Consider the following 20,804-nt stretch of genomic DNA (forward strand, 5'->3'; position numbering starts at 1 on the left):
AAAACGACCGGCCGAGGTGGCGGCGCAGTGCGCCCTTCTCCCGAGACATCCTCCGTCCCGCGGTGCCCTCTCGAGAGGGGAGGTGTGACCATGCATGCGACGAATCTCGTCACGGGAACCCCGCTCGCAGCGCCGGCATATCGCCCGGCGGAGGAATCCGGGTTGCGCGACCTGCCCATGGCGCCGTCCACGCCGCCTGCCGACATCGCCGCCGCGGAGGGGATCGAGGCCGTCATCGTGCGCGCCGCACACCTCACCGATGTAGGGCCGGCTTCAGCTCCCAGGCCAACTCGCTCGTCACGCAGGGCGCCGATGCCCGGTCCGTGCCGGAGCACGCGCTCCGACCGATGGCCGCGGCGACGCGCCGCGACGGCGGCCTGACCGCAGCGAGACGCGACGATCCGCACCGGCACGGGGCCGGGCCCCGAGGGTGCCTCGCCCGCGCCCGGGAGCGGCGGCCGACACGGCCGGAATTCACCATGACGACGAGACGCGACGAAGGGGGAGACATGGCCGGCCTCACACGACGAGAGGGATTGCTGGGTCTGGTTGCAGCCGGGGCGCTCGCCGGCGCCGGTCCGGCGCGGGCTCAAGCCAAGAAGACGGTCTCGATCGCGATCCAGTTCGGGACGAGTCACCTCGCCACCACGGTCGCCGACAAGCTCGGCCTCTTCGCCAAGCACGCGAAGGCGAACGGCATCGCCGACACCACCTTCGACGTGCGCCGTGTCAGCGGCTCGCCCGCGATCAACGACGGCATCTTCAGCGGCACCTTCGACGTCGGCGCCTACGGCCCGACCGCGCTGCTGGCCGCCTGGCTCAAGACCCGCGGCTCCTACGACCTGCGCGGCATCGCGGCCTGCAACGAGGGCGTCCTGACGCTCTACACCAACGACCCCGCCATCCGGTCGATCGCCGACATCAAGCCGACGGACCGCATCGCCGTGACCGCGACCACGTCGCCCCAGGCGATCCTGCTGCGCATGGCCGCCGAGAAGCTCTACGGCCCGGGCCAGTCCGGGCGCTTCGACAAGCAGATGGTGGCGCTGCCCCATCCCGACGCGACGACGGCCCTGATCTCCAAGTCCTCGATCTCGCTCTACTTCGCGGCGCCCCCCTTCATCAGCACCCTCGAAGCCTCGGGCAAGTGCACGAAGGTGGTGAACGGCCGGGAGATCATCGGCGGTCCGTATTCGGGAGCCCTGCTCGCCACGACCGGCAAGTTCGCCGCCGCCAACCCGGCCGCGGTCGCTACCATCGTGGCCGCCCTCAAGGAGGCGATGGACGTGATCCGCGACGACCCGAACCGCGTGGCGCAGATCTACCGGGAGGTCGAGAAGACCGCCCTCTCGGCCGACGAGGTCGCCGCCGCGGTGCGCGCCCAGACCTTCACGGTGGAACCGCGCGGGATCATGGCCTTCGCGGGCTTCATGAAGCGCAGCGGCGAGCTCAAGGAAGCGCCCGCCCGCTGGCAGGACGTCTTCGTCGGTCCGATCACCCAGGGAGCAGGCGCCTGATGCTCGCCGTTCGTCCGAACCCGTTGCCCGCCGCGGCCCCCGCCGGAGCGACGCTCCTCTCCGTCAACGGCGTCACCCTCCAGTACAAGACGCGCGACCGCCTCGTCACCGCGACCTACCGCGTCTCCTTCGACGTGGCGCGCGAGGACCGCTTCATCCTGCTCGGCCCCTCGGGCTGCGGGAAGTCCACGCTGCTCAAGTGCGTCGCCGGGTTCATGACCCCGACCGAGGGCGACATGCGACTCGAAGGCCGGGTCATCGACCGGCCGGGACCCGACCGCATGATGGTCTTCCAGGAATTCGACCAGCTCATGCCCTGGATGACCGTGATCGAGAACGTGATGTTCCCGATGCGGCGCACCGGGCGCTTCCCGGGCAGCGAGATCCGCGACCGGGCGCGGCGCGCGACGGAGAAGGTCGGGCTCGGCCGCTTCCAGGACGTCCACCCCCACCAGCTCTCGGGCGGCATGAAGCAGCGCGTGGCCATCGCCCGCGCCCTCGCGATGGAGCCGCAGATCTTGCTGATGGATGAGCCCTTCGCCGCCCTCGACGCGCTCACCCGGCGCCGCATGCAGGAGGAGTTGCTCCAGCTCTGGGACGACGTGCGCTTCACGCTGCTCTTCGTCACCCACTCGATCGAGGAGGCGATCGTCCTGGGCTCGCGCATCCTCGTGCTGACCCCGCATCCGGGGCAGGTGCGGGCCGAGCTCGACGCCACCGCCTACAGCCACGAGCACCAGGGGGACGCCGACTTCATGGCCTTCAACCGCAAGATCAACGGCATGCTGTTCGGCAACGAGGAGACCGCGCATGGCTGAGCTCGCGCAGACCGGGGCCCGCGGCATCGCCCGCCCCGACATCGAACGCACCACCACGGATGTCAGCGAGATCGGCGACATCAGCCGCCCGATCGGCTTCTGGGAGGGCGTGTTCGCGATCACCGCGGTGCGCCGCGCCCTGGTGCTCGTGGCGCTGGCGATCGTGTGGGAGGTCTATGCCCGCATGCTCTCCAACCCGCTGATGTTCCCCTCCTTCAGCGACACCCTGGTCGCCTGGTGGTCGGACGTCGCCTCGGGGCGCCTGCCGAGCGCCGCGATCACCTCGCTCCAGGTGCTCCTCATCGGCTACGCCACCGCCATCGCGATCTCCGCCGTGATGACGACGCTGGCGGTGGCGACCCGGATCGGCACCGACATCCTCGCGACGCTGACGGCGATGTTCAACCCGCTGCCCGCCATCGCCATCCTGCCGCTGGCGCTGCTCTGGTTCGGCCTCGGCACGACCTCGATCGTGTTCGTGATCGTCCATTCCGTGCTCTGGGCGGTGTCGCTGAACACCTTCACGGGCTTCCTGTCGGTGAGCCAGACCCAGCGCATGGCCGGGCGCAACTACGGGCTCGGCGGCCTGCGCATGGTCGTGTTCATCCTCATCCCGGCGGCCTTCCCGTCGATCCTCGCCGGCCTCAAGATCGGCTGGGCCTTCGCCTGGCGCACGCTGATCGCGGCCGAGCTGGTCTTCGGCGTGTCCGGCAACGCGGCCGGCCTCGGCTGGTACATCTTCGAGGCGCGCAACGCCCTCGAGACCGCCAGCGTCTTCGCCGGCCTGCTCACGGTGATCCTGATCGGCCTCGCGGTCGAGGGCCTCGTCTTCCGCACCATCGAGACGATGACGATCCGCAAGTGGGGCATGCAGAACCACTGAGAGCCCCGCCCGACGAAGCGGATGACGGTTCGTCGGCGCAATATCGGAAAATCGAAGATCTGGATCAGCCCTCGATCGCGATGCGATAGGGGGCTGTTTCAGCCGTGCATGCCGCAGAGGTCGCGCGACCGGGTCAGGCCACCGGTCCGGCGCCCGAGCCGCCCGACGGGCCGGAGACGCTCGACGCCAGCCGGCGAAGCGTGTCCCGCGCCGCCGCGGCCTTCTCGGGCGTGAAGCGGGACAGCGGACCCGAGACCGTCATGGCCCCGAGCAGACGACCCTCGGCGTCGAAGACCGGCATCGACATCGACGCGATGTGCGGATCGGTCGTTCCGCTCGTGTAGATCGGCGCATCGTCGAGGTCGGCCCCGCTGTCCGGGGTGTCGAACAGGCGAAGGACTTGCGCCGTCGACGATTGGTCCAGCGGACGCAGGTCCCCGGGGCGGACGTCGATCCGGAGCCGGGACGGCGAGGTCACGCGAAACACGCACAGGCGCTGGTTGCCCCGCCGGACGTAGAAGAACCCGGTTTCCTGGGTGGCGGCGACGAGCTCCTCGAGCGCGGGGATGACGCGCTGTCCCAGCCCATACCCTTCGAGATAGATGGATCCCAGCCGGGCGACCTCCATGCCGAGGTGATACTTGCCGTCGTCGGTACGCTGGATCAGGCCGAACTCCTCCAGCGAGATGCACAGGCGCATGATCGTGCTTTTGACGAGGCGCGTGCGCTCGGCGAGTTCGGCCAGGTCCAAAGCCGCGTCGCCGCGCCGGAACGCGGTCAGGACGGTCAGCAGCCGACCCGCGGAGGCCACCCCTTCCAGTTTCGGACGGGTCTTGACCTTGTACGCCTTGCCCGCGGAATCCTCCTCGAAGCTCTCACCCTGCATGCGCGCGACGTCCTCCCCGGTCCAGCGGCGGTTCCCGGCCGCCCGGATATAGTCCGCATTCGCGCCGCATCGCCACCCGCCACAAGCTCGGCACCCGTCCGGACCCGCCGCGCGGTTCGACCTCACGCCGCGGCTACGGATGGTCGCGCCCGGGCCTGTCGTCGCTTGATCCCGGCACCGAAATCCCATATCGAAATTGAAATTGCGATTTCAAAAATCGCGGCATCCGGTGCGAATGATACGCCGGGACGGGTACGATCCACCGACGCCGGATCGCACGCGACGGGGTCGCCGGTCGCGTCTGTCGGATCGCATGGAGGACCGGTCATGGTGATGGAAACGGACGACGCTCGCCTCCTCGGCGCGGCTACCGCGGTCCCGCCGATCAAGCCGGCAGCATGCGCGTGCAACGGCTGCCATCCCGCCCCGGACGGCATGCGCTCCATTCAGAACGTGACCATCGCCTCGGATGGGCACGGCATCGAATATCGTCACAACAACAAACAATAACAAAGCTTTGGAGGGATAGGGATGGACAAGGGAGCTGTCGCGGACGGCACGATGCAGCCTGTTTCTCGTCCTCGCGAGACCCGGAAGGCCTCGCCGTCCAATCCGGTCAAGGATCTGCCCGACGTCCTGTGCCTCGGCGATTTCGAGGCGCATGCCAGGCGCCGGCTGCCTCGGCCACTCTTCGGCTACATCGCCGGCGCGAGCGAGACCAATGCGTCGCTCGCGCATAACAGCGGCTCGTACCGGCACTACGGCTTCAGGCCCCGCGTCCTGACAGACGTGTCGCGGCGAAGCCAGCGCCGATCCCTGCTCGGCAGGGACTACGCCGCTCCGTTCGGGATCTCGCCGATGGGCATCAGCGCCCTGATGGCGTATCGGGGCGACCTGGTCCTGGCGCAGGCCGCGGAAGCCGCGCAGATCCCGATGATCATGAGCGGGTCGTCGCTCATCCGCCTCGAGGAGGTCGCGGCGGCCGCCCCGTCGTCGTGGTTCCAGGCCTACTTGCCCGGAGAACCGGACCGGATCGACGCGCTCGTCGACCGCGTCGCGGCCGCAGGCTTCGGCACGCTGGTCCTCACCGTCGACACGGCGACGCTCGCCAACCGGGAGAACAACATCCGTGCCGGATTCTCGACGCCGCTGCGGCCGAGCCTCCGGCTGGCCTGGGAGGGCGTGTCGCACCCGGTCTGGACGGTCGGGACGTTCCTGCGCACGCTCGTCCACCACGGCGTGCCGCATTTCGAGAACTCCTACGCGACGCGCGGCGCACCGATCGTCGCGCGATCAGTGATGCGCGATTTCGGCAAGCGCGATCACCTCAACTGGGAGCACCTCGCGCGCATCCGCGCGCGCTGGTCCGGCAAGCTCGTGGTCAAGGGCATCATCCGCGCGGACGACGCGCGGGCGGCCGTGGACTGCGGGGCGGACGGCATCGTCGTCTCGAACCACGGCGGGCGTCAGCTCGACGGGACCATGGCTCCCCTCGACGCCCTGCCATCCGTGGTCGAGGCGCTCGACGGGCGGGCCGCCATCATGATCGACGGCGGGATCACCCGAGGAACGGACGTGTTGAAGGCCCTGGCGCTCGGGGCCGACTTCGTGTTCGTCGGCCGGCCGTTCCTCTATGCCGCCTCGGCCTTCGGCAGGCGGGGCGTGAACCGCGCCATCGCCCTCCTCAAGGAAGAAATCCACCGCGACATGGCGCTGCTCGGGATCAACAGCCTGTCCGAGCTGGATGACAGCTTTCTGTGGCGGAGCGATCGACCGCTCTCCCCAGGTTGACAAGGACCGTCCACGCCATGGCGCCGGCGTCCGCGGGCGACATGAACGGCGGTTCGGCGCAGAGAACACGAAAGTCGCGAAGAACGGGATCGGTGCCGATCCACGGCCCGACACGTCACACGTCAACATGCCGGACCATGCCGATCGTCGACGGACCGATAGGATACCGAGTTCGAGGAGGAACGCGATGGTTGTGGGACTGAAATACCTGCTCGCGACAGGTCTGGCCCTCGCGCCGCTAGCCGCGGCGCCGGCTCTGGCCAGGACGATGATGTACATCTCGAACTCGGTCGACGGTGACATCGACGTCTTCACGATGGATCCCGTCGGCGGGGCCTTGACCCCGCAGGCAAAGACCCCCGCTGCCAAGATCGTGATGCCGTTGGCGGTCTCGCCGGACAAGCATCACCTCTACGCGGTCGTCCGGTCGGATCCGACCCGCGTCCTGACCTACGCCATCGACGGCCAATCCGGCGCTCTGGCGAAGGTGGCCGAGGCATCCTTGCCGGGCAGCATGCCCTACGTGGCGACGGACCGCGCCGGCCATTTCCTGTTCACCGCGTCGTATGCCGGCAACAAGGTCGCGGTCAGCCCGATCGACGACGACGGCAAGGTCACCCGCGACGCGATCCAGGTCGTGCCGACCGGCAACAACGCGCATGCCATCCAGGCCGACCGCACCAACCGGTTCGTCTTCGCCAGCAATCTGGGAAGCGACCAGATCGTCCAGTTCCGGTTCGACGCCGCGACCGGAGCCCTGACTCCCAACGATCCCCCGATCGTCAAGACGACGCCTGGCGAAGGACCGCGCCACTTCGTCTTCTCACCGGACAATCGCTTCGTCTACGTGCTGCACGAACTAGCCGGAACGGTGGCCCAGTTCGCCCTGGACCAGGAGCGCGGAACCTTGACGCCGATGGGGACCGTCGAGTCGGTCCCGCCCGAATCCAACCTCGTTCGCGGCGTCGTTCAAGGTCCCATCACGGCGGCACGTCTGGCCGCCCGCGCCGAGGCACCTCCGGCGGACGCAAAGCGCGCGATGTCGGCCGCGGATATCCAGATGACGCCGGACGGACGCTTCCTCTACACGACGGAGAGAACGAGCAGCAAGCTCGCGATGTTCTCGGTCGATCCGGCGACCGGCAAGCTTCGTTATCTCGGGAATGTCTCCACGGCATCGCAGCCGCGGGGCATCAAGATCGACCCACGGGGACGCTTCCTCGTCGCCTCGGGGGAGAAGTCGAACGTGGTCGTCGTCCACCGGATCGATCAGGAGACCGGCCGCCTGTCGGAAGTCGGCCGTTACCCCGGCGGCGAGGGAGCCAACTGGGTGGAGATCGTCGATCTCCCTTGACAGGCCGGGGCAGGAACCATTCGGGCTCACGCGAGCCTGGAACGGCAAAGATTCGGCAAGGTGACCGAACATGACCCGGACTTGTCTTGTGGATCTCGACCGCCCGGCAGCAGCAGAGCCGTGCGGAATCATTCGGCGCAAGAACGAGGGTGAAGCATGACCGCCGACATCGACCCGACCCGGATCATCGCACCGCCGCATCTGGAGGTACGCCTGGATTGGCTCGCCTCACGGCAGGAGCTGCCGATCGAACCGGCGCGCGAGATCGTGGACGCGCATCATCACCTGTGGGACCGGCCGCAAACGAGCGGTCGTTACCTACTGCCCGAATTGCTGTCGGATATCGCGCATTCCGGGCACCGCATCACCCGAACCGTCTACGTGCAAGCCCGATCGATGTACCGGGTAGACGGCCCGGAGGAGTTGCGTCCCGTAGGAGAGGTCGCGTTCGCCAGCTCCGTCGCCCGGGAGGCGGCGAGCGGCCCCGTTCAGGCCTGCGCCGCCATCGTCGGCTCGGCCGACCTGACCTTGGGCGATGCGGTCGCCCCGGTCTTGGACGCGCTCGCCGAAGCGGGGGAGGGCCGTCTGCGTGGAATCCGAATGCCGGTGGCCTGGCATGACGATCCGGAGGTCCGGTCCAGCATCGTGTTGCCGCCCCGCGGCCTGATGCACGACCCTCGCTTCCGGAGCGGCGCCCGGCGCGTGGCCGAAGCCGGGCTGAGCCTGGACGTGTGGGCCTACCACACCCAGCTCGACGAGATCGCCGACCTGGCTGCCTCCGTGCCCGAATTGCTGGTCGTCGTGAACCATGCGGGCGGACCGGTCGGCACCGGTCGGCACGCTGGACGCCCGGACGATGTCTTCGCGGAGTGGCGCGCCGGCATGCAGCGTCTGTCCGAGCGACCCAACATCCGCATGAAGCTCGGCGGGCTGGCGATGCAGGTCAGCGGATTCCGCTTCCACGAGGCTGCCCTGCCGCCGTCCTCCGAGGAACTCGCGCAGGCCTGGCGGCCGTTCGTGGACACCTGCATCGCCCTGTTCAAGCCCACCCGCTGCCTGTTCGAGAGCAACTTTCCCGTGGACAAGGGCATGGCCAGCTATGGCTGCGTCTGGAACGCGTTCAAGCGTCTGGCTACCGGCTATTCGGAGGCCGAGAAGGCGGCCTTGTTCGCCGGGACGGCGTGCGATGTGTACCGGATTTCGCGTGAGGCGGAATAGATCATCGCTGTGATCGCGTCAGCGCAGTAAAAGTTTTATGAGATACACTTGTTCGACCCGGCCTGCATCCGGTCTCCGAGGGGCCGTTACCTGCAGGAGAGGGTAAAACGTGCCCGCGCCGTGCGGGTCACGCAAGCCTCATCCGCTTCCGCCGGAGCTATCCACCAACGGCCAGGGCGCGAGTTCCTCCGAGGCGACGGCCGAAAACCGTGGGGCCGGCCCATGTCGCATCGCGGTTTGCAACAGCATTTCGTCGTGGTCGCCTCTGGCGACCATCTCACAAATAAACAGACTGTAGGGAGGAACCGATGACTGTCGTTCCAGCATCCGCGCTCGAAGCAACCACGATGCGGAAAGTCGCGTGGCGCATCATTCCGTTTCTCATGGTCAGTTACATCATCTCCTACATCGACCGTGTGAATGCAGGTTTTGCCGCCCTGGAGATGAACCATGATCTCGGGCTGACATCGGCGCAGTTCGGCCTTGGCGCGGGAATATTCTTCGTCTCGTACGTGCTGTTCGAGGTTCCCAGCAATCTCGCCATGGTGAAGCTGGGATCTCCCCGGCTTTGGCTCGCGCGCATCATGATCACCTGGGGCATGGTCGCCATCGGTATGGCGTTCATCGTCGGACCATATTCGTTCTACTCGGTTCGCTTCCTGCTCGGCGCGGCGGAAGCCGGGTTCTTCCCGGGCGTTATCCTCTATCTGACCTACTGGTTCCCGTCCGCGTATCGCGCCCGCATGGTCGCGCTGTTCAGCGTCTCGATTCCCCTGTCCGGCTTGATCGGCTCGCCCCTGTCGGGCGCCCTGCTGCAGCTCGACGGCAGCCTTGGGCTACGGGGATGGCAGTGGCTGTTCATCGTCGAAGCCATTCCGGCCGTGATCCTGGGGCTCATCGCGCTGGTGTTCCTGTCGGACAGACCCGAGAAGGCGCGCTGGCTCGCACCCGCCGAACGGGACTGGCTCAATGAACAACTCGCGCTCGAAGCGTCGCGCACGCCGAGGTCCGAACATCCCCGGTTGCGCGACGCCCTGTTCAACAAGACCGTGCTGATCCTCGCTCTGGCTTACTGTGGAACCGCGGGCACCAGCCAGGGCCTGTCGGTCTGGACGCCGCAGATGATCAAGACCTTCGGGCTGACCAATTTCCAGGTCGGGCTGGTGAACGGCATTCCCTTCGCGATCGCGTCCATCGCGATGGTGGTGTGGGCGCGCCGCTCGGACCGGACCCGGGAGCGTGTGTGGCACACGGCTCTTCCCGTCGGCTTGTCGGCCGCGGCGCTCGGCTGTGCCTCCCTGGCCGGCGGTTCGGTCGGCGTGTTCCTGGTGATCCTGTCCCTGGCGCTCGTCGGCACCTACTCCATGAAGGGCCCGTTCTGGGGTCTGGCGACGGAACGGCTGTCGGCGCGGGACGCGGCGGCCGGCATCGCGATGATCAATGCGCTCGGAAGCGCCGTCCCGTTATTCGGCAACGTCCTCATCGGCACCATCAAGGACGCGACCGGAAGCTTTGCACTCGCCGTCCTGCCGCTCGTCGCGCTCTCGGCGGTTGGGGCTGTCACCGTGGTCTTGAGCGCCAGGACGGAGTCGGCCGGGGCCCCGGAGGGGGCCCATACGGGGGCTTGAACGCGCGATCCGGCCACGAGCCTGACGCTCTTTTCGACCAAGTGGCCGCCGGTTGGGTGACGACAATGCGGCAACAATCAAAGACTTGGAGCCGTGCCCGATTGCAATGTGATCGAGCGCCGCTCTGGATACTTATTTTAAATATCTGCGCCCAATTCCGTCGACAGTCGCTCGGCGGCCTCGCGAAGCCGTGGCGCGAGGGTATCAGCCCGTTCCTTGGTGAGGCGCGAGGATGGGCCCGACAGGGCCAGTGCCCCGATCAGCCTGCGCCCGGCGCCGAAGACCGGCATCGCCAGGGAGGCGACGTGCGGGTCGGTGACGCCCGAGGTGTAGAAGGGAAGCTCCCGATCTCCCGGCGGGTCCACCCGATCGCCGAAGGTCGCCAGCACCTGGGCGATCGCCGACTGATCCATCGGCCGCATGTCGCCCGGCCGCACGTTCATCCGCAGGGGGTAGGGCGAGTCGGCCCGGAACAGGCACAGGCGCTGGTTGCCGCGGCGGATGTAGAACGACGCCGTCTCCATCGACTCGGCGGCCAGGCGCTCCAGCACCGGGACGACCCGCTGCTCCAGCGCGAAGGATTGCTGGTAGACCGAACCGATCCGCGCCGCCTCGACGCCGAGGCGATAGCGCCCGTCATCCAGCCGCTCGATGAAGCCGAACTTCTCGAGCGAGATGCACAGCCGCATGATGGTGCTCTTCACGAGTTCCGTGCGCCGGGCGATTTCCGTCAGCTCGAGCGCGTCGTCGCCGCGCTGGAACGCGGCCAGGATGGTCAGCACCCGCTCGGCCGACGCGACGCCTTCGAGCTTGGGTCTCGGTCGGGCCTCTTTCGACATGCTCTCGCGCTCGCTCATGGTCCGCCGATGCGGCTGCCTCCCCTAGAGCATCGCCCGAGCACGGCGCAATCCGGTGATGCGCTAGGTCATTGATTTCCGCGCCTTTTTCTCAGCCAAGCGGCATGCGGCGTGGCGGGACGCGTCAGGCAGGCCGCCCCGGTGGCGGCTATCCCTGCGGCTTCCGGGAGGCCGTGAGCGAGCACCGGACGCTTGACCCGACCGGGCGACGCCTCTATTGAAAACGAAACGACGTTGCAAAATATCAGGGAGCAGGCGTCATGACGCGGGCAGGATCGGCGCAGCCGGCATTCGCATCACCCTCCGTGGTCGACGGGCAGACCGGTCGCCGCGAGGGGATGCGGCGCGTCCTGCCGGTCCCGTCCGTCCGCTGCGCGCGCCGCGGCCGCGCCGGCCTGCGGGTCGAACGAGCCTGACGATCGCCTCACCGGCTCGCCGGGTCTGAGCCCGATCTACCGACACCCGCTCACCCAAGATCCAGACGCCAAGGTCCGATCATCATGATCCCGCGCCTGACCTCCGCTCCCGAGACGGCATCGCTCTCCGCAGCCTTCTGCGCCGAGCTGCGGGCGCGGGGCTTTGCCGGCGATCTGTCGCTGTCGCGCGCCGACCGCACCGTGCTGGCGACCGACAACTCGATCTACCAGCTCACCCCGCAAGCCATCGCCTTCCCGCGCGACCGCGACGACCTCGTGCGGATCGCCAAGCTCCTGGCCGAGGATCGCTTCGCCGAGGTGCGGATCGCACCCCGGGGCGGTGGCACCGGCACCAACGGCCAGTCCCTCACCGACGGAATCGTGGTCGACCTGTCGCGGCACATGAACCGCATCCTGGCCATCGATCCCGAGGCCCGCACGGTCCGGGTCGAGGCCGGCGTGGTGAAGGACCAGCTCAACGCGGCGCTCAAAGTCCACGGGCTGTTCTTCGCCCCCGAGCTCTCGACCTCGAACCGCGCCACGATCGGCGGCATGGTCTCGACCGACGCCTGCGGCCAGGGCTCCTGCCTCTACGGCAAGACCCGCGACCACGTGCTGGCGCTGACCACGATCCTCTCCGACGGCACGGTCTGGCACTCCGAATCCCTCGACGCGGCCGGGCTCGCGGCGGTGCAGGCGCGGCCCGACCGGGCCGGGGCGATCCACCGCGAGGTCGACCGGATCCAGCGCGAGAATGCCGCGCTGATCGCCGAGATTTTCCCGCCCCTCAACCGCTGCCTGACCGGCTACGACCTCGCCCACATCCGGCGTTCCGACGGGCGCTTCGACCTCAACGCCGTCCTGTGCGGCTCGGAAGGCACGCTAGGGTTCCTGGCCGAGGCGACGCTCGCCGTCCTGCCGCTGCCGAGCCACGTGGCGCTCGTCAACCTGCGCTACGGCAGCTTCGACGCGGCGTTGCGCGACGCGCGGGCGCTCAGCAGCCTCGCGCCGGCGTCGATCGAGACGGTCGATTCCAAGGTGCTGGCACTGGCCCAGGGCGATTCGATCTGGGACGGCGTCGCCGCCTTCTTCCCCGAGGACGCGGGCGAGCGGGCGCGCGGCGTCAACCTCGTCGAGTTCGTCGGCGACAGCGAGGCCGCGGTTGAAGCAGCGCTCGCCCGCCTGACGGCCATGCTCGACGGAGACGGACCGGAGGCGGGGCGGCGCGGCTACACGGTGGCGCGGGGCGAGGCCGATGTCGGCCGGATCTGGACCATGCGCAAGAAGGCGGTCGGCCTTCTCGGCAACCAGAAGGGCGAGGCGCGTCCGATCGCCTTCGTCGAAGATACCGCGGTCCCGCCGGAGAACCTCGCCGATTTCATCGCCGAGTTCCGGGCGGCCCTCGACCGGCGCGACCTCGATTACGGCATGTTCGGCCACGTCGATGCCGGCGTCCTGCATGTCCGGCCGACGATCGACATGAAGGCGCCGGGCGCCGAGGGCCTTGTGCGCGCGGTCACCGAGGAGGTGGTCGGGCTGACGCGGAAATACGGCGGGCTGCTCTGGGGCGAGCACGGCAAGGGCGTGCGCTCGGAGTTCTCGCCCCGGTTCTTCGGCCCGCTCTATCCCGCGCTCCAGGCGGTGAAGGCCGTCTTCGACCCGAGGAACCAGTTCAACGCCGGCAAGATCGCGGCACCGGCGGGCGGGCAACTGCTCACGGTGGACGGCGTGCCGACGAAGGGCGACCGCGACCGGGCGATCCCGGCCGAGGTGCGGGCCGGTTACGACGAGGCCCTGCACTGCAACGGCAACGGCGCCTGCTATTCCTGGGACCCGGACGAGGCGATGTGCCCGTCCTGGAAGGGCACGCGCGAGCGCCGGCACTCGCCCAAGGGCCGCGCCCAGCTGATGCGCGAGTGGCTGCGGCGGCTCGCCGTGCAAGGGGTCGACCCGCTGGCGGAGGCGCGGGCGTCACGGTCCCGGGCGGGCTGGCTCGGGTTTCCCGCCCGCCTCGCCGCGACGTTGCGCCGGCGCGACGACGACTTCTCGCACGAGGTCCATGAGGCGATGGCCGGGTGCCTCGCCTGCAAGTCCTGCACGGGCTTGTGCCCGATCAAGGTCGACGTCCCGACCTTCCGGGCGAAGTTCCTGGAACTCTATCACGGCCGCTACCTGCGGCCCCTGCGCCACCACGCCATCGCGGCCCTGGAGCCGCTGGCGCCCTGGCTCGCCAAGGCCCCGCGCCTCGTCAACGCGGCGATGCGGCTCGGAGCGGGGAGGGCGGTCGGCCTCGTCCATGCGCCGAACTTGTCCGGGATCGATCTCGGGCGTGAGACGGCGCGGCGCGGCGTCGCCTTGGCCGAGCCGGACGCTCTGGCGCGGCTCTCGCCGGCCGAGCGGCTGTCGAGCGTGATCGTGGTGCAGGACGCCTTCACCAGCCACTACGACACGCCGGTCCTGCTGGCCCTCCTCGACCTGCTGATGAGCTTAGGGATCCGGCCCTGGCTCGCGCCGTTCCGCCCCAACGGCAAGCCGCTGCACGTCCACGGCTTCCTCGGGGAATTCGAGAGGGTCGCTGCCCGCAATGTCGAGGATCTCGGCCGGCTCGCCGCGACCGGCGTGCCCCTCATCGGCCTCGACCCGTCGATGACCCTGACCTACCGCTCCGAGTACAAGCAGGCGCTGCCGGGGCGCGACCTGCCGCGGGTCGCGCTGGTGCAGGAATGGCTCGCCGCGCGCCTCGATACGCGCGCCGCCGCGGCGGACGGCGAGCCCTACCGGCTGCTGCCGCACTGCACCGAGCGGGCGACGGCGCAACCCGCCGTGGCGGCCTGGACGCAGGTCTTCCGGGCCTTCGGGTTGAACCTCGCCGTGCTGCCCTCGGGCTGCTGCGGCATGGCCGGCACCTACGGCCACGAGGCCGAGAACCGGGCGACCTCCGAGCGCATCTACGGCCTCAGCTGGGCGAAGCCCGTGGCCGAGAGCGGCCGGACCGGCCGCCTCCTCGCCGACGGCTATTCGTGCCGCTCGCAAGTGAAGATCGTCGACGCCGTGCGGCTGCCGCACCCGGTCGAGATCCTGCGCGACCACCTCGCGAAACCAATCCCCGCGCCCCGCCTCGGCCCGGCGCGCCATTCCGAGACCATCTGAGACAGGAGACCATCATGGCAGAGCGCACGCAATTCCGGTTTGGCCTCGTCGGCTACGGCGAGATCGGCAGCACCCTCGGCGCCGGCCTGCGCGGCGCCGGCCTCGAGCGCATCACCTGCTACGACAAGTACGCCTTCGACGGGCCCTATGCCGACCTGATCCAGGGCCGGGCGCGGGAGGCCGGGGTCACGCTCGTGCGCTCGAACGCCGAACTCGCCGAGGCCGCCGACCTGATCGTCAGCGTGACGCCGGGCGTCGCCTCGCTCGAGAGCGCCGAGGCCTTCGCGCCGGTGCTGACGGGCCGCCACACCTTCCTCGACTTCGCCTCGGCGACCCCGAAGGTGAAGCAGGGCGTCGCCGCGCGCCTCGCGGCCACCGGGGCGCTCCTCGGCGACGGCGCGATCGAGGGCACGCCGCTGCACGGCTACTCGATGCGGATGCTGTCGAGCGGCCCGGCCGGCGAGCGGGTGCGCGACCTGCTGGTGCCCTGGGGGATGCAGATCGCCTTCATGGGCCCGGCGCTCGGCACGGCGTCCGGCATCAAGATCCTGCGCTCGGTGCTCATCAAGGGCATCGAGGCCTTGCACGACGAGATGCTGCTCGCCGCGCGCCAGTACGGCATCGACGAGGTCGTGCTCGCCTCGGCTTCCAAGACCCTGGACCGTCCCTGGATGGACACGGTGAAGAGCCTGACCCCGTCGGGCGTCATCCACGCCAAGCGCCGGGCCGAGGAGCTGGAGATGTCGGCCGAGGCGGTCGCCGATTCCGGCGTCGAGCCGATCATGGCCCGGGCCATCGCCCAGCGCCTGCGCTGGAAGGCGAGCCTGGAGCTGAAGGACCATTTCAAGGGCGTCGTGCCGGCCACCTACCAGGAGGCGCTGGAGGCGATGGCGGAGAAGGCGGGGTTGAAGCCTGCCCGTCAAGCGTGAGCAACCGTTCGCTCAAGCATCTGACGCATCAGTACAGTTCGTCCAAATCCCTCACCTCATCCTGAGGTGTCAGTCGATCAAAGATCGACTGAACTCGAAGGAGGGTTCCAGAGACCGCTGAGATTTCTGGAGCCCTCCTTCGAGGCTCCCTCCGGTCGCACCTCAGGATGAGGTGGTGAGTTGGATGAGCAAAGCATCGATAACCCGAAGAACACCGGAATAGTCCCATGTCCATCGGCTTCAAGATCCATTCCCGCACCCGCACCGTCGACGCCGCTACGGTCGAGAGGTTCAAGGCCATCGCGGTCGCCAACATCAGCGACTCGATGGGGCGCATGACCCATGGCGGGCCGCGGCTGCGGCCGATGCATGCCGGCGGCGTGCTCTGCGGTGTCGCCATGACCGTCAAGGCGCGCCCGGGCGACAACCTCATGGTCCATGCCGCCCTCAACCGCGTGAAGCCGGGCGACGTCATCGTCGTCGACGCCGGCAGCGACCTGACCAACGCGATCGTCGGCGAGCTCATGCTCTCGCATGCCCAGCAGGTCGGCTGTGCGGGCATGATCATCAACGGCGCCGTCCGCGACTCCGGTTGGATCAAGGCGAATTCTTTCCCGGTCTACGCCGCCGGGGTGACCCATCGCGGCCCGTACAAGAGCGGTCCCGGCGAGGTGAACTGCACGATCGCCATCGACGGGATGGTAATCGAGCCCGGCGACCTGATCGTCGGTGACGACGATGGCTTCGTCTGCGTGCCGTACGACCTCACGGAAACGGTCTTCGCTGCGGCCGACAAGAAGCAGCAGGGCGAGGCCAAGACCATGGCGGCGATCAAGGCCGGCACCGTCGACCGGTCCTGGGTCGAGCGCGAGCTCGAGAAGGCCGGCTGCGAAGGCATCTGAACGACGCACGAAACCAAGAATCGGGAGGACGGGACGTGAGCGCCGCAACAGACGAGCCGCAGACCCTTGAGGCAACGACCATGCGCCGGGTAATCCTGCGCCTCGTGCCGTTCCTGATGGTCTGCTACTTCTTCGCCCTGCTCGACCGGGTGAACGTGGGCTTCGCCGCCCTGCAGATGAACCACGATCTCGGGCTCACCCCGGCGATGTTCGGCTTCGCCGCGAGCCTGTTCTTCGTCTCGTACTTCCTGGTCGAGGTGCCGAGCAACCTGGCCTTGCAGAAGGTCGGGGCGCGGCGCTGGATCGCCCGGATCATGATCACCTGGGGCTGCGTCACCATGGCGATGGCCCTGGTGACCGGGCCGCACTCGCTCTACGCGATGCGGTTCATCCTGGGGGCGGCGGAGGCCGGGTTCTTCCCCGGCGCGATCCTCTACCTCACCTACTGGCTGCCGAGCCGGTACCGGGCCCGGGTGCTCGCCACCTTCACGGTCTCGATCCCGCTCGCGACCTTCCTCGGCTCGCCGCTCTCGGTCTCGCTGCTCGAACTCGACGGTCTCCTCGGCCTGCGCGGCTGGCAGTGGCTGTTCGTGCTGGAGGGCCTGCCGACGGTGCTGCTCGGCATCGCCTGCCTGTTCGTGCTGACCGACAAGCCGAAGGACGCGACCTGGCTCGCGCCCGAGCAGCGGGCCTGGCTGGTCGGCCGCCTCGCCGAGGAGGCGGCGGGCAAGACCCCGGTCGGCCACCTCTCGCTCTGGGCGCTGGCGCGCAACAAGTACTTCCTCACCATGGCGCTGGTCTGCGCCGGGGCCTCGGCCACCGGCAGCACGCTCTCGGTCTGGCAGCCGCAGATCATCAAGGCGTTCGGGCTCACCAACCTCCAGACCGGCTTCGTCAACTCGGTGCCCTACGGCATCGCCACGGTGCTGATGATCCTGTGGGGCCGCCACTCGGACCGCCAGGCCGAGCGCACCTGGCACACCGCGATCCCGCTGCTGCTCGCCGGCTGCGGCCTCGCCTTCCTCAACCTCGCGGGCGGCCTGCCCCTGACGATCGTCGCGGTGTCCTGCGCGCTGGTGGGCGCCTACGCCTTCAAGGGGCCGTTCTGGGCGCTCTCCTCCGGCTGGCTCTCGGCCGGGACGCTGGCGGCGGGGCTCGCCGGCATCAACGCCATCGCCAACCTAATCGGCGGCGGCCTGATGGTGAACGTCGTCGGCCTGGTGAAGACCGCGACCGGCAGCTTCGCCCTCGGGCTCCTGCCGGTGGCGCTCCTCGACCTGGCCGCCGCGGTCAGCGTCGTGATGATCAGCCGCTCGCACGCCCGCACCGTGCGGGCGCAGGCGGTCCCGGCCTGATCCCGACGCTCGCGAGGCCCCCGATGTACTTCTCTCCCCCGCCTTCCGTCACCGCCGAGATCTTCACCCGCCTGCCGGACCGCTACCGCGTACGAAAGCCCACCGCCTGGGCCACCGCCAACCGGGGCGGCGAGGCGATCGATTCCTTCCTCGAAGGACCGGTCTTCGACCGCCAGGGCCGGCTCTACGTCACCGACATCCCGCACGGGCGCATCTTCCGGATCGCCCCGGACGGGACCTGGGACCTCGTCGCCGAGTATGACGGCTGGCCGAACGGGCTGAAGATCCACCAGGACGGGCGGATCTTCATCACCTGCTACAAAAACGGCCTCATGCTGCTCGATCCCGATACGGGATCGGTGACGCCGTTCCTCGAGACCGCCGGCTCGGAAGGATTCCGGGGCGTCAACGACCTCACCTTCGCGGCCAACGGCGACCTCTACTTCACCGACCAGGGCCAGACCGGCCTCCAGGACCCGACGGGCCGTGTCTACCGCCTGCGCCCCTCCGGCGAGCTGACCTGCCTGATCGACACCGTGCCGAGCCCCAACGGCATCGTGATCGACACCGCCATGAAGAGCCTGTTCGTCGCCGTGACCCGGGCGCAGCAGATCTGGCGCATCCCGCTCTCCACCAGCGGGCTGGTCTCGAAGGTCGGGGTGTTCGCGCAGCTCCATGGCGGGATGGGCGGGCCGGACGGCATCGCGCTCGACGAGGAGGGCTGCCTGATCGTCGCCCATACCGGCTTCGGCTCGATCTGGCGCCTGTCGCCGGTGGCCGAGCCGCTGCTGCGGGTGAAGTCGCCCGCCGGCTTCTCGACCACCAACGTCGCGTATGGCGGCCCGGACCGAAAGACCCTGTTCATCACCGAATCGGCCACAGGCAGCATCCTGACCGCGCCGATGCCGGCTCCCGGCCAGCCCCTCTTCTCCCACGCCTGAGAGTGTCGATGAGCACGATGACGCGGCGCGACCACCTCGCGCTACTGGCGACCGGATCCGTTGCGGCCGGGTTCGCCCTCGGCGGCACGCCGGCTGCGGCCCAGGCCGTGCGCTGGTCCAGCGGCACCGAGAAGCCCCGGATCACGGTCCCGGCGAACGCCACCGATTGCCACCACCACATCTACGATGCCCGCTTCCCCCCGGCGCCGGCCGCGACCCTGCGGCCGCCGGATGCGAGCATCGAGGATTACCGCGCGCTCCAGCGCCGGCTCGGCCTCACCCGCAACGTCGTGGTGCAGCCCTCGACCTACGGCACCGACAACCGATTGCTGGTGGAATCGGTGAAGGCCTTCGGGCCGAGCGCCCGCGGCGTCGCGATGCTCGATGCGAGTGTCACCGCCGACGAGCTGCGCCGCCTCGACGAGGCCGGCATCCGCGGCGTGCGCTTCGGGACGCGGCTGCCGGGTGGCGCGCCGATCACTGATCTGGAGCCCGTTGCCCGCAAGATCGCCGATCTCGGTTGGCACATCCAGCTCGTTTCCGAGGGCGAGAAGATCGTCGAGCTGCGCGACGCGCTCGATCGGCTGCCGGTCCCGGTGGTGTTCGACCACATGGGCCATCTGCCCGAGCCTGCCGGCCCCGACCATTCGGCCTTCCGGGTGATCGCCGACCTGATCGCGAACCGGGGCGCCTGGGTGAAGCTCACCGGCGCCTACATCATGTCGAAGTCCGGCCCGCCGCTTTACGCCGATCGCGGCCGGCTGGCGCGCGCCTTCGTCGCGCTCGCGCCCGAGCGGCTGGTCTGGGGCACCGACTGGCCGCACCCGACCGCGCCGGCCGAGGGCAAGCCGGACGATGCCGGCCTCCTCGGCCTCCTGGCGGAGTGGGCGCCCGATCCTGCCGTGCAGGCCAAGATCCTCGTCTCGAACCCGGCCCGGCTCTACGGATTCTGACGGGTTCTCGGACGAAGCGGCGCAATAAAGACAAGTCGCAGGATTCCCTCTCCCGCACGGGAGAGGGGTGCTGCGCTCAATCTCCAAACGGCAGAGAAGAACAGGAGGGAGGTCACCATGACGGCTGTGTTCAATCCGTCGCGACGCGACATGCTAAAGACCGCCGGCGCTCTGGCCGCCGCCACCTTGCCCATCGGCGATGCCCTCGCCCAGATCGCCGTGCCGTTCTCGGCCGGCACCGAGCCGCCGAAGTCCGCGGTGCCGGCCCACGCCTGCGACTCTCACATCCACATCTTCTCGACGCGCTTTCCCGCCTCGCCGCACTGGAAGGGCCAGCCGGTCGCCGACAGCGACGTCGCGGCCTACCGCCTGTTCCAGCAGCGGATCGGGACCAGCCGCACGGTCGTCGTCACCCCGTCGACCTACGGCATCGACAACCGCGCCACCCTCGACGGCGTGGCGCAGCTCGGCGCCTCCGCCCGCGCCGTCGTGGTCGTCGATCTCGACGTCACCCAGGCCGAGCTCAAGGACATGGCCGCACGGGGCGCGGTCGGCATCCGGGTCAACTTCGTGACCCCGCAATCCTGGGGCGTCACCACGGCGGAGCGGCTGGAGGCGATGGCCCGGAAGGTCCAGCCTCTCGGCTGGCACGTCCAGGTCTACATGACCGGCGACCAGATCGCCGACCATGCCGAGGTGCTGGCGCGGTTGCCGACCCCGCTCGTCATCGACCACCTCGCCCGCCTGCTGCCCGGGCAGGGGCTGAACCACCGCGCCGTCCCGGTCGTCCGCAAGCTTCTCGACGGCGGGCGGACCTGGATGAAGCTGTCGGCCGCCTATCTCAACACCACGAGCGGGCCGCCGGACTACGCGGATGCCACCGGGGTTGCCAGGCTCTTCGCGAAGGCGGCGCCGGAGCGGATGGTCTGGGGCAGCGACTGGCCGCATCGCGGCGAGAAGCACATGCCGGACGATGCCGGCCTGTTCGATCTCCTCGCCGAGTGGGCGCCGAGCGAGGCCGCCCGGCGGCGCATCCTCGTCGACAACCCGTCAGTGCTCTACGGCTTCGGCAAGCCCTAAATGGCGAGCCTTTGTCGGAACTTGGGCTCCTGAATCGCGTGCCCCGAGGTGATCGGTGTCGGGCCGATACCGAAGTCAACTGTGAGCTTCGGCTATGGAAATTCATTCAGGGCTCGGTAACGTCCG

General features: G+C 69.0%; 17 protein-coding genes. 15 read left to right on the forward strand and 2 right to left on the reverse strand.

Annotated elements, in window-relative coordinates:
- Positions 1-479: 479 nt before the first annotated feature.
- Genes ABZT49_RS13680 through ABZT49_RS13690 form a run of 3 tightly spaced genes read left to right on the forward strand, consistent with a single transcriptional unit; the run spans position 480 to position 3,218 of the window.
- Complete coding sequence (locus ABZT49_RS13680; RefSeq protein ID WP_355286590.1) at positions 480-1,517, forward strand: ABC transporter substrate-binding protein; 1,038 nt, start codon at positions 480-482, stop codon at positions 1,515-1,517.
- Positions 1,517-2,335, forward strand: a complete 819-nt coding sequence (locus tag ABZT49_RS13685) for an ABC transporter ATP-binding protein (protein WP_355286591.1) — start codon at positions 1,517-1,519, stop codon at positions 2,333-2,335. The genes ABZT49_RS13680 and ABZT49_RS13685 overlap by 1 nt, the downstream gene beginning before the upstream one ends.
- On the forward strand, positions 2,328-3,218 hold the full coding sequence (locus ABZT49_RS13690) for an ABC transporter permease (protein WP_355286592.1): 891 nt from the start codon (positions 2,328-2,330) through the stop codon (positions 3,216-3,218). Before ABZT49_RS13685 ends, ABZT49_RS13690 begins: the two co-directional genes overlap by 8 nt.
- Positions 3,219-3,351: 133 nt before the next feature.
- Here ABZT49_RS13690 and ABZT49_RS13695 read toward each other — a convergent pair whose 3' ends face one another.
- Complete coding sequence (locus ABZT49_RS13695; RefSeq protein ID WP_355286593.1) at positions 3,352-4,104, reverse strand: helix-turn-helix domain-containing protein; 753 nt, start codon at positions 4,102-4,104, stop codon at positions 3,352-3,354.
- A gap of 327 nt (positions 4,105-4,431) precedes the next feature.
- Between ABZT49_RS13695 and ABZT49_RS13700 the strand changes: the two genes are divergently transcribed.
- The 5 genes from ABZT49_RS13700 to ABZT49_RS13720 all read left to right on the forward strand — a co-directional run bounded on the left by ABZT49_RS13700 (position 4,432) and on the right by ABZT49_RS13720 (position 10,095).
- Positions 4,432-4,614 carry a hypothetical protein gene (locus tag ABZT49_RS13700; RefSeq protein WP_355286594.1) on the forward strand — a complete coding sequence of 61 codons (183 nt, stop codon included), beginning with the start codon at positions 4,432-4,434 and terminating at the stop codon, positions 4,612-4,614.
- A 21-nt stretch (positions 4,615-4,635) separates the two neighbouring features.
- A complete protein-coding gene (locus tag ABZT49_RS13705; protein WP_355286595.1) occupies positions 4,636-5,895 on the forward strand; it encodes an alpha-hydroxy acid oxidase in 1,260 nt (419 codons plus the stop codon).
- Positions 5,896-6,082: 187 nt separating this feature from the next.
- Complete coding sequence (locus ABZT49_RS13710; protein WP_355286596.1) at positions 6,083-7,249, forward strand: lactonase family protein; 1,167 nt, start codon at positions 6,083-6,085, stop codon at positions 7,247-7,249.
- A gap of 156 nt (positions 7,250-7,405) precedes the next feature.
- The gene (locus ABZT49_RS13715) at positions 7,406-8,467 is read left to right on the forward strand and encodes an amidohydrolase family protein (RefSeq protein WP_355286597.1); all 1,062 of its coding nucleotides are present in this window, start codon (positions 7,406-7,408) and stop codon (positions 8,465-8,467) included.
- A 308-nt stretch (positions 8,468-8,775) separates the two neighbouring features.
- The gene (locus ABZT49_RS13720) at positions 8,776-10,095 is read left to right on the forward strand and encodes an MFS transporter (RefSeq protein WP_355286598.1); all 1,320 of its coding nucleotides are present in this window, start codon (positions 8,776-8,778) and stop codon (positions 10,093-10,095) included.
- A gap of 137 nt (positions 10,096-10,232) precedes the next feature.
- Here ABZT49_RS13720 and ABZT49_RS13725 read toward each other — a convergent pair whose 3' ends face one another.
- The gene (locus tag ABZT49_RS13725; RefSeq protein WP_407943500.1) at positions 10,233-10,934 is read right to left on the reverse strand and encodes an IclR family transcriptional regulator; all 702 of its coding nucleotides are present in this window, start codon (positions 10,932-10,934) and stop codon (positions 10,233-10,235) included.
- 518 nt (positions 10,935-11,452) lie between these two features.
- Between ABZT49_RS13725 and ABZT49_RS13730 the strand changes: the two genes are divergently transcribed.
- The 7 genes from ABZT49_RS13730 to ABZT49_RS13760 all read left to right on the forward strand — a co-directional run bounded on the left by ABZT49_RS13730 (position 11,453) and on the right by ABZT49_RS13760 (position 20,678).
- Positions 11,453-14,518, forward strand: a complete 3,066-nt coding sequence (locus ABZT49_RS13730) for an FAD-binding and (Fe-S)-binding domain-containing protein (protein ID WP_355286600.1) — start codon at positions 11,453-11,455, stop codon at positions 14,516-14,518.
- Between the two features lie 14 nt (positions 14,519-14,532).
- Positions 14,533-15,447: a DUF1932 domain-containing protein gene (locus ABZT49_RS13735; protein WP_355286601.1), complete on the forward strand. Its 915-nt coding sequence runs from the start codon at positions 14,533-14,535 to the stop codon at positions 15,445-15,447.
- Positions 15,448-15,674: 227 nt separating this feature from the next.
- Positions 15,675-16,349, forward strand: a complete 675-nt coding sequence (locus ABZT49_RS13740) for an RraA family protein (RefSeq protein ID WP_355286602.1) — start codon at positions 15,675-15,677, stop codon at positions 16,347-16,349.
- A gap of 80 nt (positions 16,350-16,429) precedes the next feature.
- Positions 16,430-17,704 (forward strand): MFS transporter, encoded by a 1,275-nt coding sequence (locus ABZT49_RS13745; protein ID WP_355286640.1) that lies wholly within the window; start codon positions 16,430-16,432, stop codon positions 17,702-17,704.
- Between the two features lie 23 nt (positions 17,705-17,727).
- The gene (locus ABZT49_RS13750) at positions 17,728-18,645 is read left to right on the forward strand and encodes an SMP-30/gluconolactonase/LRE family protein (protein WP_355286603.1); all 918 of its coding nucleotides are present in this window, start codon (positions 17,728-17,730) and stop codon (positions 18,643-18,645) included.
- Between the two features lie 8 nt (positions 18,646-18,653).
- Positions 18,654-19,598, forward strand: coding sequence for an amidohydrolase family protein (locus ABZT49_RS13755; RefSeq protein WP_355286604.1), 945 nt, complete (start codon positions 18,654-18,656; stop codon positions 19,596-19,598).
- Between the two features lie 117 nt (positions 19,599-19,715).
- Positions 19,716-20,678, forward strand: coding sequence for an amidohydrolase family protein (locus ABZT49_RS13760; protein ID WP_355286605.1), 963 nt, complete (start codon positions 19,716-19,718; stop codon positions 20,676-20,678).
- Positions 20,679-20,804 lie beyond the last annotated feature (126 nt).

It is taken from the genome of Methylobacterium sp. EM32, assembly GCF_040593685.1.
GTDB lineage: Bacteria > Pseudomonadota > Alphaproteobacteria > Rhizobiales > Beijerinckiaceae > Methylobacterium.

Excerpts from the sequence above, each read along its gene's own strand:
- ABZT49_RS13680 (WP_355286590.1), top strand. The coding sequence starts at position 480 with ATGACGACGAGACGCGACGAAGGGGGAGACATGGCCGGCCTCACACGA.
- ABZT49_RS13685 (WP_355286591.1), top strand. The coding sequence starts at position 1,517 with ATGCTCGCCGTTCGTCCGAACCCGTTGCCCGCCGCGGCCCCCGCCGGA.
- ABZT49_RS13690 (WP_355286592.1), top strand. The coding sequence starts at position 2,328 with ATGGCTGAGCTCGCGCAGACCGGGGCCCGCGGCATCGCCCGCCCCGAC.
- ABZT49_RS13695 (WP_355286593.1), bottom strand. The coding sequence starts at position 4,104 with ATGCAGGGTGAGAGCTTCGAGGAGGATTCCGCGGGCAAGGCGTACAAG.
- ABZT49_RS13700 (WP_355286594.1), top strand. The coding sequence starts at position 4,432 with ATGGTGATGGAAACGGACGACGCTCGCCTCCTCGGCGCGGCTACCGCG.
- ABZT49_RS13705 (WP_355286595.1), top strand. The coding sequence starts at position 4,636 with ATGGACAAGGGAGCTGTCGCGGACGGCACGATGCAGCCTGTTTCTCGT.
- ABZT49_RS13710 (WP_355286596.1), top strand. The coding sequence starts at position 6,083 with ATGGTTGTGGGACTGAAATACCTGCTCGCGACAGGTCTGGCCCTCGCG.
- ABZT49_RS13715 (WP_355286597.1), top strand. The coding sequence starts at position 7,406 with ATGACCGCCGACATCGACCCGACCCGGATCATCGCACCGCCGCATCTG.
- ABZT49_RS13720 (WP_355286598.1), top strand. The coding sequence starts at position 8,776 with ATGACTGTCGTTCCAGCATCCGCGCTCGAAGCAACCACGATGCGGAAA.
- ABZT49_RS13725 (WP_407943500.1), bottom strand. The coding sequence starts at position 10,934 with ATGTCGAAAGAGGCCCGACCGAGACCCAAGCTCGAAGGCGTCGCGTCG.
- ABZT49_RS13730 (WP_355286600.1), top strand. The coding sequence starts at position 11,453 with ATGATCCCGCGCCTGACCTCCGCTCCCGAGACGGCATCGCTCTCCGCA.
- ABZT49_RS13735 (WP_355286601.1), top strand. The coding sequence starts at position 14,533 with ATGGCAGAGCGCACGCAATTCCGGTTTGGCCTCGTCGGCTACGGCGAG.
- ABZT49_RS13740 (WP_355286602.1), top strand. The coding sequence starts at position 15,675 with ATGTCCATCGGCTTCAAGATCCATTCCCGCACCCGCACCGTCGACGCC.
- ABZT49_RS13745 (WP_355286640.1), top strand. The coding sequence starts at position 16,430 with ATGCGCCGGGTAATCCTGCGCCTCGTGCCGTTCCTGATGGTCTGCTAC.
- ABZT49_RS13750 (WP_355286603.1), top strand. The coding sequence starts at position 17,728 with ATGTACTTCTCTCCCCCGCCTTCCGTCACCGCCGAGATCTTCACCCGC.
- ABZT49_RS13755 (WP_355286604.1), top strand. The coding sequence starts at position 18,654 with ATGAGCACGATGACGCGGCGCGACCACCTCGCGCTACTGGCGACCGGA.
- ABZT49_RS13760 (WP_355286605.1), top strand. The coding sequence starts at position 19,716 with ATGACGGCTGTGTTCAATCCGTCGCGACGCGACATGCTAAAGACCGCC.